The sequence below is a fragment of the Variovorax sp. FW305-3-2-15-B-LB1 genome (assembly GCF_058787635.1).
The window spans coordinates 185,418-200,979 of sequence record NZ_JBYSZY010000001.1 but is presented as its reverse complement, the minus strand read 5'-3'; the positions used below and the strand labels follow the sequence as shown (position 1 = coordinate 200,979).

The following is a 15,562-nucleotide window of genomic DNA, read 5'->3' as shown; positions in this document are numbered from 1 at the left end:
GAGCTGTAAATGCATGACATGAAGAAGAACGCCCCACCGACCTGCTGGAGAGCGGTGTGGCTGGCGGTGATGGCGATCGGTGCCCCGGTGGCAGCGTTCGCACAAGCACCTGCCGCTGTCTCCACGCCGGCCGCGACCTCGGCCACCCCACCGGCCGCGCCCGCGGCCGCCGAACCGGCCCGCAAGGTCGACATCGCCGAATACATCGTGCGCGGCAACACCGTGCTGGACGCCCGCGCCATCGAGAAGGCGGTCACGCCCTTCCTCGGCCCCGAGCGCACGCTCAAGGACGTGGAGGGCGCGCGCGACGCGCTGCTCGCGGCCTACCAGGCGGCGGGCTACCAGTCGGTGTACGTCGACCTGCCCGAACAGCAGGTCACGCAGGGCGTGGTGTTCCTGCAGGTCAACGAAACCCGCGTGGGCCGCGTGCGCGTGGTGGGCGCCGAGTACAACTCGCCGCTCGACGTGCGCGACCAGGTGCCGGCGTTGAAGGAGGGCGGCGTGCCCGACTTCAACAAGGCCCAGGCCGAGCTCACCGCGCTCAACCGCAGCCCCAAGCGCCAGGTGATGCCGCTGGTGCGCCCCGGCACCATGCCGGGCACGATGGACGTCGACCTGAAGGTCGAGGACCAGAGCCCGTGGCGCGCCAGCGTAGGCCTGAACAACGACTACAGCGCCGACACGCGCAAGCTGCGCGCCAGCGCCTCGCTGGGCCACGACAACCTCTGGCAGATGGGCCACAGCGCCTCCATCAGCTTCTTCGGCGCGCCGCAGGACCTGAACCAGACGCAGGTGTTCTCGGCCTCGTACAACGCGCCGCTCAAGGGCACGAACTGGAGCCTGGAAGCCAACGCCTTCGTGTCCGACAGCAACGTGGCCACCGTGGGCGGCACCACCGTGCTGGGCAAGGGCCACTCGATCGGCCTGAAGGCCACCTACACGGTGCCCAACACCGGCAACTGGTGGCATGCCTTCAGCGTGGGCGTCGACTTCAAGAACAACAAGGAAGCGCTGACGCTCAAGGGCAGCGGCGACACCGTGCCGCTCAAGTACGCGCCGATCACGCTGTCGTACTCGGGCTTCCGCCAGACCGACAAGAGCCAGTACGGCGTGGGCGTGTCGCTGGTGGCGGGCACGAGCAGCTCGTTCAAGTACGGCAGCGACTGGGCGGCCTTCGACTACAAGCGCTACAAGGCCTCGCCCAGCTTCATGGTGCTGAAGACCGACCTCAACGGCGCGCACAGCTTCGAGGGCGGTACGCAGGTGGCCTTCCGCGTCAACGCGCAGATGACCGATTCGCCGCTCGTCTCGAGCGAGCAGATCGCCGCGGGCGGCATGAACTCGGTGCGCGGCTACCTCTCGGCGGAAGCAACCGGCGACTACGGCGTGGTCGGCTCGGTCGAGCTGCGCAGCAAGCCGCTCGCCTTCCTGGGCAGCACCGTCGAGAACTGGCGCGTGTACGCCTTTGCCGACGCCGCGCGGCTGCGTCTGAAGAGCCCGCTGCCCGAACAGGCCGACCGCTTCTCGCTGTATTCGGTGGGCGTGGGCACGACCTTCAAGGTGGGCACGTATTTCTCGGGCCGCGTCGACATCGGCTATCCGCTGGTCGACGGGCCGCGCACCAGGAAGCACGACACGCAGGTGAATTTCAGCATCACCGCGAGCTACTGACCGAACGAACGACCGACGGCAACAGCCATTCCTCTTTTCGATTTTTTTCTCATTCCACGAGCTTTCCGGAGAACCCTGTCATGCGACGACTTCTTTTCATCGCGCTCACGCTGCTGAGCACGCTCCTGCCGGGCCTGGCCCATGCCTGGTGGCAGGCCGAGTGGGCCTACCGCAAACCCGTCACCATCGACGGCGGCCCGCAGGCCGGCGCCATCGGCAGCGATGCCGGCCGCGTGCCGGTGCTGGTGCGCCTGCACACGGGCAACTTCAAGTTCGAAGGCGTGAGCGAGACCGGCGCCGACCTGCGCTTTGTGGCGGGCGACGACAAGACCGTGCTCAACCACCAGATCGAGCAGTTCGATCCGCTCCTGGGCATCGCGCTGATCTGGGTCGACGTGCCCAACGTCTCGGCCGGCACGCCGCAAAAACTCTGGATGTACTACGGCAACCCCAAGGCCCCGGCCTCGGGCAACGGCCAGCGCAGCTTCGACCCCGACTACACGCTGGTCTACCACTTCGCCGAAGGCGCGGTGCCGCCGCGCGACACCACCGCCTACGGCAACAACGGCCAGACCGCCGCGGTGCCCGTCGAAGGCACGGTCATCGGCAAGGGCGCCCAGCTCGGTAACGGCGCGCTGATGCTGCCAGCCACGCCCTCGCTGGCCGTGACGGCCGGCGGCACGCTGACCTTCTCGGCCTGGATCAAGCCCGACTCGCTCGGTGCGCGCCAGGCGATCTATGCGCGCCGCGACGGCGCCGGCGAGCTCGTGGTCGGCATCGACCAGGGCGTGCCCTTCGTGCAGGTGAACGGCCAGCGCAGCACGCCCGGCCAGCCGGTGCAGGCCGGCCAGTGGTCGCACCTGGCGGTGAAGGCCGAGGGTGACAGCGTCGCGCTGTATGTGGGCGGCCGTCCGGCCGTGTCGCTGGCCGCGAAGCTGCCCGCGCTGAACACCGCCGCCGCGCTCGGTGCCGATGCACCGACCGCCGCACCCGCTGCACCGGGCGCTGCACCCGTCGCCGGCTTCGCCCCGTTCACCGGCGCGATCGACGAAGTGCGCCTGTCGAAGGTCGCGCGCCCCGATGCGCTGCTGCTGGCCGATGCCGTGTCGCAAGGCGCCGAGTCGCGCCTGGCCGCCTTCGGTCCCGACGAGCAGCAGGCCGGCAAGAGCCACTTCGGCTTCATCCTGGCCGCGATGCCACTGGACGCATGGATCGTGGTCGGCCTGCTGGGCCTGATGATGGCGCTGTCGTGGGCCATCATGATCGGCAAGGGCCGCAACTTCGGCGCCACCTCGCGCGCCAACGCCACCTTCATCGAGCACTTCCGCGAAGCCGCTGGTGCGCCGCTGGACCGCCTGGCCACCAACAACACGGTGCCGCAGGAAGTGCGTGCCGATTCCTCGCTGTGGCGCCTGTACGAAGTGGCGATCGAGGAGATGCGCCGCCGCCATGACCGCGGCTACGACCTGAACGCGGTGTCGGCCTCCACCATCGGCGCCATCCGCGCCGCGATGGACGGCGTGATGGTGCGCGAGACCGAGCGCATGTCCAAGCGCATGAACTGGCTGTCGACCACCATCGAAGGCGCGCCGTACGTGGGCCTGTTCGGCACCGTGATCGGCATCATGCTGGTGTTCGTGGTGGCGGCCATGGCCGGCGCCGTGGACATCAACTCGGTGGCGCCCGGCATGGCCGCCGCGCTGCTGTGTACCGCCGCCGGCCTGGGCGTCGCGATTCCCGCGCTGTTCGGCTACAACTGGCTGGCCTCGCGCTCGGACGCCATCGGCGCCGACATGGCCGTGTTCGTCGACGAGTTCGTCACGCGCCTGGCCGAAGAGCAGGGCGAGGGCCGCTCGCTGCCGGTGGCCGTGCAGGCGCGCCGCGCCTGAGGACCGCGCACCATGGCAAACACAGCCGCGAAGTTCGCCGTGCGCAAGCGCACGGGCGGCATCAACATCACGCCCTTCGTCGACGTGCTGCTGGTGGTGCTGGTGATCTTCATCCTCACCAGCAACGCCAGCATCCCGGGCATCAAGGTCGACCTGCCCAAGGCCAGCGCCTCGGTGGCGTTGGAAAAGCCCAAGACCAAGGCCATCACGATCGACAACGCCGGCAACGTGTTCCTGGACGCCTACCCGGTCACGCTGCCCGAGCTCGAGGAGCGCCTGCGCACCGAGAAGGCGCTGTCGCCCGACTTTCCCGTGATCGTGCGCGGCGATGCCAGCGTGCAGTACGCGAAGGTGGTCGACGTGCTCGACCTGCTGCGCCGCATCGAGCTGAACCAGATCGGCCTCGTGACCGGCAAGCAGAAGTGAGGACCGGAGCGTGAACCCTCGCGACCCGATTTCTTCTGCCTCGCCCGCGCCGCGCTCCAGCGGCACGGGTGGAACGGCCGCGCTGTGGCGCCGCTGGGGCGGGGTGGTCATCGGCCTGGCGATCGTCGTGGCGCTGGCGCTGCTCGTGTGGCGGCTCCTGTCCGACACCGCGAGCCAGAAGCGCGTGGTGGCCGATGCGCCCACGCTGATGCTGCCGCCGCCCCCGCCACCGCCGCCCGAACCCGAGAAGCTGCCCGAGCCCGAGCCGGAAAAGATCAAGCCCGAAGTGGTCGAGCCCGAGCCCAAGCCGGTCGAGCCGCTGGAAGCGCCGAAGGACGACGCGCCGCCCAGCCCCTCGAAAGACCTGGGCGATCCGGTGACCATGGACAGCGCCGGCCAGGCCGGCAACGACGCCTTCGGCATCCAGGCCGGCAGCGGCGGCGGCATGAGCGGCACCGGCGCCGGCGGCGGCCTGGGCAGCGGCTCGTACGCGCGCTACGTGTCGAGCATGTTGCAGCAGGCGCTGTCGCGCGACCCGCGCACGCGCCAGCTGGTGTTCGACGACATCCAGATCGACCTGTGGCTCGGCGCCGACGGCAAGACCACGCGCGCCCAGCTGGTGCGCGGCACCGGCACCGAGGACATCGACGAGGCCGTGCTGGCGCTGGTGCGCGGGCTCGACCGCGTCGACGAACGTCCGCCGGCCTCGATGCGCTTTCCGATGCGCGTGTCGATGAAAGGCCGCCGGCCATGACTTTCCACACCTGTACGGCCGACGCCCGGCCCGACTCCTTTCCTCCAGTGAACGAAGCGATGAACACCCTGCACAACACCCTCCCGCGCCGGGGCGCGATGCCGGCCCTGCGCCAGTGCGCGCTCGCGGCGGCCGTGGCCTCCGCCTTCGTGCTGTCGGCCGGCACCGCCATGGCCCAGACCGCCGCCGCGCCCGCGGGCGAATCCGCCATGGTCAAGCTGATCCGCGGCCTCATCCAGAGCGGCACGCTCGCCAAGGACGTGGGCGAAGCGCTGCTGGCGCAGGCCCAGACCGAGGCCATCGCCGCGCAGCAGGCACAGCGCCAGGCGGCCGTGTCGGCCACCGCCGCATCGGCCACCGTGGCGGGCGGCATGCGCCTCGAAGCGGGCGACGTGCGCGTGCCCTACATCTCGCAGACCGTGCGCGACCAGATCCGCGACGAGGTCAAGGCGCAGGTCATGGCCCAGGCCAAGGACGAAGGCTGGGCCGCGCCCAACGAGACGCCCGAGTGGAGCAAGCGCATCCGCTTCGAAGGCGACGTGCGCGTGCGCAACGAATCGCGCAGCTACGCCGGCAACAACAGCGACATCGAGATCAACTGGCCCTCGCTCAACCAGGGCGCTGGCTACGACGTCAACCCGAACACCAACCTGTCGCTGCCGTCGATCCTGAACACGCGCCAGGACCGCCGCAACCTGTTCCGTGCCCGCGCGCGCGTGGGCCTGCTGGCCGACCTGTCGGAGAACACCAAGGCCGGCGTGCGCCTGGCCTCGGGCAGCGACGAGAGCCCCGTCTCGACCACCACCACGCTGGGCGGCGGCCTGGGCAAGAAGAGCGTGTGGCTCGACCAGATGTGGATCTCGCACAAGCCGACCGACTGGCTCACCGTGACCGGCGGTCGGTTTGCCAACCCCTTCATGTCGACCGACCTGCTGTATTCGAGCGACCTGAACTTCGACGGCATTGCCGCGCAGTTCGACAAGAAGCTCGCATCGAACCGCGACCTCTCGCTGTTCGGCACGCTGGGCCTCATTCCGCTCGAGTACTCGGCGGACGGTTCGCCCACGCGCAGCCAGCGCAAGATGAAGAGCGAGAACAAGTGGCTGCTCGGCGCGCAGGTGGGCGCCGACTGGAAGATCAACGAAGACAACCGCGTGCGCGGCGCGCTGGCGTACTACAACTTCCGCAACGTCAGCGGCCAGGTCTCCGAGCCTTGCGCGCTGTACGCGGGCGCCGACGGCTGCAGCACCGACTGGTCGCGACCGGCCTTCATGCAGAAGGGCAACACGCTCATGCTGCTGCGCGACATCTCGCTCGACCCGCTCAACCCGGCCGGCACGCCGCAGCCGCAGTACGTGGGCCTGGCCTCGAAGTTCCGCCTGATCGACCTGAACCTGCGCTGGGACACCCAGGTGGCCGGCAACAACCTGCGCCTGGACGCCAACTTCGTGCGCAACACCGCCTACGACGCCAACGACATCTGGAAGCGCGGCGGCATTCGCGGCGCCATCGTGAACAACTTCGGCCCGACCGGCGGCACCACCCAGTCCGACTTCAAGAGCGGCGGCAACGCCTACATGCTGCAGGCCACCTACGGCAAGCCGGCACCGGCCGCGCGCGGCGACTGGAACGTGCTCGCGGGCTACAAGCGCATCGAGCCCGACGCCATGCCCGACGGCTACAACGATTCGAGCTTCCACGGCGGCGGCACCAATGCGCGCGGCTACTTCCTGGGCGGCTCGTACGCGATCGACAAGAACATGTGGTTCACCGGCCGCTGGATCTCGACCAAGGAGGTCTACGGCCCGCCGCTGTCGATCGACACCCTGCAGCTCGAATTCAATGCGCGTTTCTAAGAAGGAGTCCGCCGTGTCCCGAACGATCTTCCCGGCGCTGGCCCTGGCCGCGCTGGCCGCCACGGCCGGCGTCGCGCAGGCCCAGCAGCCGCAGGGCCAGAGCATGGAGGAGCGGCTGCGCGCGCAGCTGCGCACCACCACCACCCAGCTGCAGCAGGCGCAGAACGAGCTGGCCGCGCTCAAGGCCGGCCAGCCCGCGGGCAAGGCGCCCGCGGCACCCGGCGCGGCACCGGCCGCGTCCGAGCTCGAAACGCTGAAGAAGGAACTGGCCGCCAGCCAGGCCCAGCTTGCGTCCGAGCGCCACGCGCGCGGCCAGGCCAGCGCCGGCAACGCGCAGCTGCGCGAGCAGGCCCAGGCCGCCAGCGAGAAGGCGGGTGCGCAGATCGCGCAGTTCCGCGGCGCCTACGACGAGCTGCTGAAGATGGCGCGCGCCTCCGAGGCCGAGCGCCAGCGCCTGGCCGGCGAGGCCGCGCTGCAGCGCACCGCGCTCACGCAGTGCGAGGCCAAGAACACGCAGCTCTATGCCGTCGGGCAGGAAGTGCTGCGCGCCTACGAAACCATGGACGTGGGCAGCGTGCTCGCCTCGCGCCAGCCCTTCGCGGCGCAAAGCCGCGTCAAGTACGAACAGATCGCGCAGCAGTACGGCGACAAGCTCTACGAGAGCCGCTTCGACGTGCGCGCCGTGAGCGCGCCGGCGCCTGCGGCTGCTGCATCCCCCACGGAAGGAAAGCCCCAATGAACCCCGCACAAGCCACTCCCGCAGCCGGGCTCGGCCGCCGCCTGCGCGCGGCAGCCGGCGTGCTGCTCGTCTCGTCGGTCGGCGTCGCCGCCGCGCAGCAACCCGCTGCACCTGGCCCCGCCGTCGTCGCACGCATCGGCGAAGTGACCATCGGCCAGGACGAGATCGAGAAGCTGCTGCAGACCCTGCCCGAGACCGAACGCGCCGCCGTCAAGGCCGACCGCGCGAGCCTCGACGGCTGGCTGCGCCAGCGCCTCGTGAGCGAAGCGCTGCTGCGCGACGCCCGCGCCAAGGGCTGGGCCGACCGGCCCGACGTGAAGGCCAAGATCGACGCCGCCACGCGCGAGATCACCGCGCGCATCGTCGCCACCAGCTACCTCGAATCCGTGAGCCAGGTGCCCGCGGGCTTCCCGTCGGACGCCGAGGTGAAGACCGCCTACGACCAGGGCAAGACCGGCTTCAACCTGCCGGCCGCCTACCGCGTGGCGCAGATCTACCTGGCCACGCCCGAGCGCGACCCGGCCGCCATTGCCAAGGTGCGCGACGAAGCCAACCGCCTCGCCAAGCAGGCCCGCAGCGGCGACTTTGCAGCCGTGGCGCACGCCAGCTCGCAGGACCGCCGCAGCGCCGAGCGCGGCGGCGAGGTCGACACGCTGCCGCTCGCGCGCATCCTGCCCGAGCTGCGCGACACCGTGGCCAAGCTCAAGCAGGGCCAGGTCAGCGAACCGGTGCAGGCCGAGGCGGGCTTTCACATCGTCAAGCTGCTCGACACCCAGCCCGCGCGCACCGCCACCCTCGAGGAAATGAAGCCGCAGCTGCAGGCCGCCCTGCGCCAGCAACGGCAGCAGCAACTCGTCCAGGCCTACATGGCTCAGCTGGCGCCGCCGGCGCAACTGAGCATCGACAGCGCCGCGCTCGACGCCGCGCTCAAGAAGACCAACTGAACAAATTCCCCCTTTTTCCTGAAAGAACAACCACACCATGAACACCACCGCCACGACCCCGGACACCGACGACCAGGCCGCCACGCCGGCGCCTTTCGAGATGCTCGACGCCGTCACGCCCGACCAGGTGTCGGACGCCATCAAGGCCGCCGGCGGCGCCGTCACCGCCATCGAACAGGATGGCGTGGTGCGCCTGCACAGTGCCAGCCACGGCATCGGCTTCCAGGTGCTGTGGGGCAATGCCGTCACCACCACCCAGTACACCGACTTCACCCTGAGCTGCCCGCTGCGCGTGCAGGGCGGCACGCTGCCCGAGGCCGTGCTGGCCGCCTGGCACCGCAGCAAGCGCTTTGCGCGCGTGGCGCAGCACGGCGACTTCGTCGTGCTCGAGATGGACGTGGTCGTGGCCGGCGGCGTGAGCCCCGCCTACCTGGCGTTTGCCGTGCGGCTGTGGATGCAGATGATGGGCGAGTTCTTCCTGCACCTGCGTAACTACGGCCCCGCCGCCGAGACGCGCGGCGATGCGGCGAATGCCGACGCTGCCGCTGCCACCGCCGCCGTCCAGGGTGTGCCCGCCGCCGCGTGAGGCCACTGCCCATGCGCGCCGCATCCGGCCTGTCCGTGGACGACCACCACCATCCCTCGCACGACTCGCCCACGGGCCGCGCCATCCAGGCCGCGGCGCGCCAGGCCCAACGCGCGCGCCGCGCCGAGACCGTGCGACTGCGCCAGCGCGCCGCGCTGCTCGAGCTGCTGGTGCAGACCATGGCGGAGCTGCACATCTCGATGGCCGAGCTCAATGCGGCGCGCAAGGCGCTGGCGCCTGCGTGGCGGCAGGTGGGGGACGGGGGCGCTTTGCTCGATCGCGATCTGGAGCGTTGACGCAAGGCGGCGGGGCAGCGAAGGGTAGGGCAGAATCGCCCGCCCCACGCTCCCGAAAGGCCGCCCCGTGACGACGCCCGCCCGCTCTGCCCAGATCGCCCAGACCACGCCCACGGGCGCCGCCATCGCAGAGAAGGTGGCGCAGGCCTACGACTTCGGCGAGGTCCGGTCGTGCGAGCTGCTGCGACGCAGCTTCAACCATGTCTACGGCCTGCAGTTTGCCGACGGCCGCCACGCCGTCGCGCGCCTGAGCGCCGACCGCCCGCGCGGCGCCCCCAACATCGGCTACGAAACGGCGCTGCTCGTGCACCTGAAGGCCAGGGGCGTGCCGGTGGCCCGCGCGCTGGCGGCACGCGATGGCGCACATGCCGTCGCGATGGACCTGCCCGAGGGCGAGCGTCCGCTGATCCTGTTCGAGCACCTCGACGGCGACGTGCCCGGCGACGTGCTGCCCGACGTCGAAGCCACCGGCCGCGGCCTGGCACTGCTGCACGAAGCCGCGCAGGACTACCACGGCCCCGCCAGCCGCTACACCCTGGAACTGCCCGACCTGCTGCACGCGTCGCTCGAGCGCCTGCACGCCGCGCCCACCATGACCGACACGCTGCGCCCGGAGTTCAGCGCCATCGCACGCGCACTCGAAGCCCGCATCACCGCGATGCCGGCCCTGACGCGCGTTCACGGGCACGGCGATTGCCGCGGCATGAACAACTTCGTGACGGAGGGGCTTGACGGCGTGCGCGTCGCCTCGTTCTTCGACTTCGACGACGCGGGCCCCGGCTGGCTGGCCTACGACCTGTGCGTGTACCTGTGGGCGATGCACCCGCGCACTGCGGGCGGATCGCTCGACGCGACGTCGCTGGCGCGTTGGCGCAGCTACATGGCGGGCTACCGCAGCGCGCGCCCGTTGCCCTCGGCGGATGTCGACGCCGTCGCCGCCTTCATGGCGGTGCGGCAGTTCTGGCTCATGGGCGAACACGCGGGCCGCATCGCGGTGTGGGGCACGCAGTCGATGCCGACGAGCTGGCTGCGCACGCAGGTGAAGATGTTGACGGCGTGGGCGGAGTTGCGAACGCCCGAGTGAGGATTCGTCTCAGGCTTGCGCGACCCAGCCTCTGAACGCCATGCCCGCATAGAACAAGCGGACGTTGGTGAAACCCGTCTCTTCCAGCAGTGCCTCTTCCTGCGCCGGGCTGAGCAGCGTCAGCGTGGAACCGATCGCGGAGGCAGCCTTGCGTGCGTTGTCCGGATCGACACCGGAAGCCGCTGCGAAGGCGACATAGCGCGAGAGCCACAACTCTCGTTCTCCGTCCGCCTGGGGAAAGCTGAGATGCGCCATGACGAACGGCGCACCGGGCTTCAGGCGACGACGAATTTCCTTCAACGTCGACCTGCGTTCATCGAGCGTCAGGAAGTGCATCGTCAACAGGCAGGTCGCCGCGTCGAACGGGCCTTCAGGTGCGGTGTCGGTGTAGCCGTGGTGCAGCGCGACCCGCTCGGCGAGCGCACCGAGCGTTTCCGCGGCGAGGTCGAGCATGGGCTGCGACGGATCGACGCCGACGAAATGCCATCGGGGATGCGCCTGCGCGAGCACCTTTAACTCCATGCCACCGCCGGCGCCGATGACCAGCACGTTGGCCGCATCCGGCGCGCGCTCGGCGACGAGCAGGGCTGCCATCGTCTGCAGGTCGTGCAGGCCTGGCACCAGGCGGGCGGTTTTCTCGGCGTAGTTGTTGGTGGTGGACGACGTGCTGAAGGCGGCGGTGGGCTGGGACATTTCCACAGTCTATGTGGGCGTCGCGCGTTTCGCAGGCGCAGGGCTGCGGGAGAATCCAGTCAGAAGCGGGCCTCGCCCGAACCCGACGTCATTTTGCGGAGACCGCCTGCATGCCCATCCCATCCCTCAGCGTCCGTCGTGCGGTGTCCGACGACGCCGCACGCATCGATGCGCTCTACGGCCAACTGGTCGCAGACACGGCGCGCTGCGTGCTGCCCGAACGCCTGCAGGCGTTGTCCGAAGACCCGAGGACGGCGCTTCTTGTTGCGGAGGTCGACGGCCAGGTGTGCGCCACGGTGCTGGTCTCGCTGTGCGAGGACGTGATGTACAAGCGGCAGCCGTTCGCGGTCGTGGAGAACGTCGTCGTCGACGCGGCCGCTCGCAACCGAGGGGTCGGGGCCGCGCTGATGCGGGAGGTCGAGGCGTTCTGCGCGGCGAGCGATTGCTCGAAGATCATGTTGCTGAGTTCGGTGGAGCGTGAGGACGCCCATCGGTTCTTCGAGCGCTGCGGCTTCGATGGCTCGATCAAGCGCGGGCTCGTCAAATATCGACGGTCCTTTGCTTGAAATCCCGGCCCGGAGCAGGCCTTCGGTCGACCTGCCACAGCCTCAGGCCAGCGTCGATGCCCGCCCCGCCTGCGACCCCTTCGCAAGCCGCCACGTCATCCCGATCCCCACAACCGTCGCGATCAGCCCCACCAGGAACACACTGTCGTGACCGTAGTGGTCGGCAATCAGCCCCGCCATCGGGCCTGTGACGCCGTATGCCAGGTCCTGGAACGCCGCGAAGCCGCCGATGGCCGTTCCGCGCAGGTGGGCGGGCACGCGCTTGACGGCCTCCAGTCCCATGGCGGGGAAGACCATCGAGCACCCCATGCCGGTCAGCAGTGCGCCCACCATCGCCACGACGGGATGGGGCGCCAGCCACAGCAGCGCTTGACCCACAGCTTCGATCGCGAGGGAGACCAGCGCGACCTTGGTGCCACCGATGCGGTCGGGCAAGCGACCCGCCAGCAGACGCACTGCGACGAAGCCCAGGCCGAAGCACGTCAGTCCGTAGCCGGCACCCTGCCAGCCATGCGCCAGGAAGTACAAGGGAAAGAACGCGCCCAAGGCGGCGAAGCCGACGCCTTGCAGGCCCACGACCGCGCCTTGCTTCCAGATGAGTCCCAGCACATCCGAGAACGGTGCGCGGCGCCCTTGTGCAGACATGGCGGGCGCGATGGACCACAGCATCGCGCCGCTGACCAGCGGCAAGGCGATGCTGCCCGCCATCAGGCCGGCGAAGCCGAGTCGCTCCAGCAGCCAGAGGCCCAGCGGGCCGCCTACCGCGAAAGCGCCGTACATGCCGGTGCCGACGAGTGCCATGACCTGCCCGGAACGCGCGGGGCCCATGGCCGCCATCGCCCAGCCCAGCATGCCGACGAGCGCGAAGCTTTCGCCGAGGCCGAGCACGAGACGCCCCACCAGAAGAACCAGGTACGCGCCGACGCCATGGCCCAGCACGGGCAGCGAGGACGCCCAGCACAGGAGCGATGCCGCCGCATAGAGGACAAGGCCCCAGAACATGGCGACCTTGCCGCCGCGTTCGTCAGCGAGCCGACCCGCCCAGCCGCGACTCAGGATGGTGGACAAAAAGGCAATGCCGACGCCCAGGCCGGACGCGACATTGCCCATGCCCAATGTCTGCGACACGTGGAGCGTCACGGCCGGCATCGACATGGCGACAGACAGGTAGGCGAGGAAAAGCGCGAGGGTCATCCAGACCAACGTGCGCAGGGAAGACGAGTTTGTTTGGACGTTCGTCATCGAGCGCCGCTCCTTGAGTTTTCAAAGGCGGCACCAGCCGGTCGAATGGGCGGGACGATGAGCACCGAAGCGACCAACGCACACCGCCAGTCGGCATGCGGGTGCCACTGGTGATGCGTTGGTTGACGTAAACGCTTACGGCTGGATGGAGCTCTGAACAGGTCAGAGTCGATTTTTGCAGCGGCGATTCTAGCAACGTGATTTCGATACGGGATCGTTCGTTCGCAGACGTCGGCCTCGGTCTTCAAGCGCTTGCCGCTCGCCGGCGCTCCCTGTCCGGCTACAGTCGGATGGCTCCATGTCCCTGACCCTATGAACAGCATCACTTCCCGCGATCCCGCCCGAACGGCGCGGCGCTTCGCTGCACCCTCTCTCTTGTCGACGCCCACCCTGACGGTGGAGCGCACATAGCCATGCACGAAATCATCTGCCCCCATTGCAGCAAGGCATTCAAGATCGACGAAGCCGGTTACGCGGACATCCTGAAGCAGGTGCGCGACGGCGATTTCGAGAAGCAGTTGCATGAGCGGCTGGAACTGGCCGAGCGCGACAAGCGCGCCGCCGTCGAACTCGCACAGACCAAGGCCGCCGGCGAACTGCAGAAGGCTGCCGCCGCCAAGGACGGCGAGATCCAGGAACTCAAGGCGAAGCTCGAGGCCGGCGATGTCGCGCGCAAGCTCGCCGTGAGCGAGGCCCTGGGCGCCGTGGAGCGGGAGCGCGACGCGCTCGCCAACGAGCTTGAAAAGGCCAAGCAGGACAAGCTGGCCGCCACCGCGCTCGCCGAGGCACGGCATGTGGGCGAACTGCAGAAGAGCGCCGCTGCGAAGGACGTGGAAATCCAGGAACTGAAGGCCCGGCTCGACGCCATCGAGGTGGCGAAAAAGCTCGCGATCAGCGAGGCCGTCAGTGTGGTCGAGAAGGAGCGGGATCAGTGGAAGAGCGGCCTCGAGCGGGCGGAGCTCGAGAAGCAACTCGCCGAGAAATCGCTCAAGGACAAGTACGAGACGCAGATCAAGGATCGCGAAGGAGAGATCGAGCGGCTGCGCGACATGAAGGCGCGCCTGTCGACCAAGATGGTCGGCGAGACCCTGGAGCTGCACTGCGAGACCGAGTTCAATCGCATCCGGTCGATGGCGTTTCCCCGCGCCTATTTCGAGAAGGACAACGACGCGCGCACGGGCAGCAAGGGCGACTACATCTTCCGCGACGCGGACGAGGCCGGCACCGAGATCGTCTCGATCATGTTCGAGATGAAGAACGAGAACGACCGCACCGCCACGAAGAACAGGAACGAAGACTTCCTGAAGGAACTCGACAAGGACCGCACCGAGAAGGGCTGCGAGTACGCGGTGCTGGTGTCGCTGCTCGAGCCCGACAACGAGCTGTACAACACCGGGATCGTCGATGTGTTCCATCGCTACCCGAAGATGTATGTCGTGCGCCCGCAGTTCTTCCTGCCCATCATCACGCTGCTGCGCAATGCGGCGATGAACTCGCTCAAGTACAAGTCGGAGCTGGCGCTGGTCAAGGCGCAGAACATCGACATCACGAAGTTCGAGACCGAGCTGGAGACCTTCAAGGCCGCCTTCGGCAGGAACTACGACCTGGCCCACGGCCACTTCCAGAAGGCGATCGCGGAGATCGACAAGTCGATCGACCACCTGCAGAAGACGAAGGAGGCGCTGCTCGGCACCGACCGCAACCTGCGCCTTGCGAACGACAAGGCGCAGGACGTGACGATCAAGAAGCTGACGCGCGGCAACCCGACGATGGCGGCCAAGTTCGCCGAACTCAAGAAGCTCGGGTCTTCCGAGACGGAATGACGCTGGCGCCGTCGCTACCCAGGAAACACATGAACAACATCACCATCGACTACCGCCAGGACGTGCCTCTGGACCCTGCCGACGTCGCCCGCGTCTTCGACCGTTCGGGCATCAAGCGCCCCACGAACGATCTCGCCCGGATCGCGCGGATGTTCGCCGCGCCCAGCCTCCTGCTGTCGGCCTGGGTCGACAACGAACTGGTGGGGCTGTCGCGGTCGCTGACCGACCACGCGTACTGCTGCTACCTGTCGGACCTGGCGGTGGACAAGAAGTACCAGGGCCATGGCATCGGCCGGGAACTCGTGCAGCGCACGCAGGCCATCATCGGCGACGAGGTGTCGCTGATCCTGCTGTCTGCGCCCGACGCGATGTCTTATTACCCGACGCTCGGCTTCGAGCTGGCGCAGAACGCGTACGTCATCCGGCGCAAGCGCTAGAGGCCACTGCGCCACGCCTCACGGCGACCGCCGTGACCCCGCCAGCCCGGCCTTCGCATCCAGCAGGTGCCCGAGCGGCAGTGCCGTCTCCGACTTGATCTCGCGCAGCACGATGCTCGAGCGCACGTGCGTCACGCCGGGCAGGCTGAACAGCACCTCGTGCAGGAAGCGCTCGTAGTGCTTCATGTCGGGCACGGTCACGTTGAGGATGTAGTCCGCGGGCCCGTTGGCCGACACGCAGCGAATGATCTGCGGGCTTGCCGCCACGGCTTCTTCGAAGCGCTGCACCATCGCTTCGCTGTGGCGGTCGAGGTTCACCTCGGCCACGGCCGACACGTGCAGGCCCACGTGTTCGGGATCGACGAGCGCGGTGTAGCCGCGGATGACACCGGCCGCCTCCATGTCCTTGATGCGCTTCCAGCAGGGTGTGGGCGACAGGCCCACGGCCTCGGAAATCTGCTGCACGGTCTGCCGGCCGTCATGCTGCAGTGCAGAAAGAATCTTGAGGCAATGCTCGTCAAGAGAAACAAAACCGACGTTCATCGTGATTTTCGAG

General features: G+C 68.7%; 16 protein-coding genes. 13 read left to right on the top strand and 3 right to left on the bottom strand.

All coding sequences use genetic code 11. The features are described from left to right. Positions 1 to 18 precede the first annotated feature (18 nt). The 10 genes from AC3WQR_RS00875 (at position 19) to AC3WQR_RS00830 (ending at position 10,245) form a co-directional block, all read left to right on the top strand. A complete protein-coding gene (locus AC3WQR_RS00875; RefSeq protein ID WP_492740931.1) occupies positions 19 to 1,671 on the top strand; it encodes a ShlB/FhaC/HecB family hemolysin secretion/activation protein in 1,653 nt (550 codons plus the stop codon). A gap of 80 nt (positions 1,672 to 1,751) precedes the next feature. Then, positions 1,752 to 3,560: a DUF2341 domain-containing protein gene (locus tag AC3WQR_RS00870; protein WP_447745385.1), complete on the top strand. Its 1,809-nt coding sequence runs from the start codon at positions 1,752 to 1,754 to the stop codon at positions 3,558 to 3,560. Positions 3,561 to 3,572: 12 nt separating this feature from the next. Continuing rightward, positions 3,573 to 3,986, top strand: coding sequence for an ExbD/TolR family protein (locus AC3WQR_RS00865; protein ID WP_062474100.1), 414 nt, complete (start codon positions 3,573 to 3,575; stop codon positions 3,984 to 3,986). Positions 3,987 to 3,996: 10 nt separating this feature from the next. Then, positions 3,997 to 4,740: an energy transducer TonB gene (locus tag AC3WQR_RS00860; RefSeq protein WP_260684867.1), complete on the top strand. Its 744-nt coding sequence runs from the start codon at positions 3,997 to 3,999 to the stop codon at positions 4,738 to 4,740. After that, positions 4,737 to 6,596 carry a putative porin gene (locus AC3WQR_RS00855; protein ID WP_492740930.1) on the top strand — a complete coding sequence of 620 codons (1,860 nt, stop codon included), beginning with the start codon at positions 4,737 to 4,739 and terminating at the stop codon, positions 6,594 to 6,596. The genes AC3WQR_RS00860 and AC3WQR_RS00855 overlap by 4 nt, the downstream gene beginning before the upstream one ends. A gap of 13 nt (positions 6,597 to 6,609) precedes the next feature. Further along, positions 6,610 to 7,335: a hypothetical protein gene (locus AC3WQR_RS00850; RefSeq protein ID WP_492740929.1), complete on the top strand. Its 726-nt coding sequence runs from the start codon at positions 6,610 to 6,612 to the stop codon at positions 7,333 to 7,335. Beyond that, positions 7,332 to 8,279, top strand: a complete 948-nt coding sequence (locus AC3WQR_RS00845) for a peptidylprolyl isomerase (RefSeq protein WP_492740928.1) — start codon at positions 7,332 to 7,334, stop codon at positions 8,277 to 8,279. The genes AC3WQR_RS00850 and AC3WQR_RS00845 overlap by 4 nt, the downstream gene beginning before the upstream one ends. A 37-nt stretch (positions 8,280 to 8,316) precedes the next feature. Continuing rightward, positions 8,317 to 8,865 (top strand): YbjN domain-containing protein, encoded by a 549-nt coding sequence (locus tag AC3WQR_RS00840; RefSeq protein ID WP_369629306.1) that lies wholly within the window; start codon positions 8,317 to 8,319, stop codon positions 8,863 to 8,865. A gap of 11 nt (positions 8,866 to 8,876) precedes the next feature. Then, entirely contained in the window at positions 8,877 to 9,161 is a 285-nt protein-coding gene (locus AC3WQR_RS00835) for a hypothetical protein (protein ID WP_235944056.1), read from the top strand. A 67-nt stretch (positions 9,162 to 9,228) separates the two neighbouring features. Next, positions 9,229 to 10,245, top strand: coding sequence for a phosphotransferase enzyme family protein (locus AC3WQR_RS00830; RefSeq protein WP_492740927.1), 1,017 nt, complete (start codon positions 9,229 to 9,231; stop codon positions 10,243 to 10,245). A gap of 9 nt (positions 10,246 to 10,254) precedes the next feature. Here AC3WQR_RS00830 and AC3WQR_RS00825 read toward each other — a convergent pair whose 3' ends face one another. Beyond that, on the bottom strand, positions 10,255 to 10,938 hold the full coding sequence (locus AC3WQR_RS00825; protein ID WP_492740926.1) for a class I SAM-dependent methyltransferase: 684 nt from the start codon (positions 10,936 to 10,938) through the stop codon (positions 10,255 to 10,257). A 110-nt stretch (positions 10,939 to 11,048) separates the two neighbouring features. Here AC3WQR_RS00825 and AC3WQR_RS00820 point away from each other — a divergent pair, with 110 nt between their 5' ends. Continuing rightward, positions 11,049 to 11,504 carry a GNAT family N-acetyltransferase gene (locus tag AC3WQR_RS00820; RefSeq protein WP_492740925.1) on the top strand — a complete coding sequence of 152 codons (456 nt, stop codon included), beginning with the start codon at positions 11,049 to 11,051 and terminating at the stop codon, positions 11,502 to 11,504. Positions 11,505 to 11,546: 42 nt separating this feature from the next. Here AC3WQR_RS00820 and AC3WQR_RS00815 read toward each other — a convergent pair whose 3' ends face one another. After that, positions 11,547 to 12,746 (bottom strand): MFS transporter, encoded by a 1,200-nt coding sequence (locus AC3WQR_RS00815; RefSeq protein ID WP_492740924.1) that lies wholly within the window; start codon positions 12,744 to 12,746, stop codon positions 11,547 to 11,549. 413 nt (positions 12,747 to 13,159) lie between these two features. Between AC3WQR_RS00815 and AC3WQR_RS00810 the strand changes: the two genes are divergently transcribed. Together AC3WQR_RS00810 and AC3WQR_RS00805 are read left to right on the top strand one after the other, a co-directional pair. Continuing rightward, complete coding sequence (locus AC3WQR_RS00810; protein ID WP_492740923.1) at positions 13,160 to 14,569, top strand: DUF2130 domain-containing protein; 1,410 nt, start codon at positions 13,160 to 13,162, stop codon at positions 14,567 to 14,569. 29 nt (positions 14,570 to 14,598) lie between these two features. Then, positions 14,599 to 15,006: a GNAT family N-acetyltransferase gene (locus AC3WQR_RS00805; RefSeq protein WP_492740922.1), complete on the top strand. Its 408-nt coding sequence runs from the start codon at positions 14,599 to 14,601 to the stop codon at positions 15,004 to 15,006. A gap of 18 nt (positions 15,007 to 15,024) precedes the next feature. Here the strand turns inward: AC3WQR_RS00805 and AC3WQR_RS00800 are convergent, their stop codons facing one another. After that, positions 15,025 to 15,549, bottom strand: coding sequence for an Lrp/AsnC family transcriptional regulator (locus AC3WQR_RS00800; RefSeq protein WP_492740921.1), 525 nt, complete (start codon positions 15,547 to 15,549; stop codon positions 15,025 to 15,027). Positions 15,550 to 15,562 lie beyond the last annotated feature (13 nt).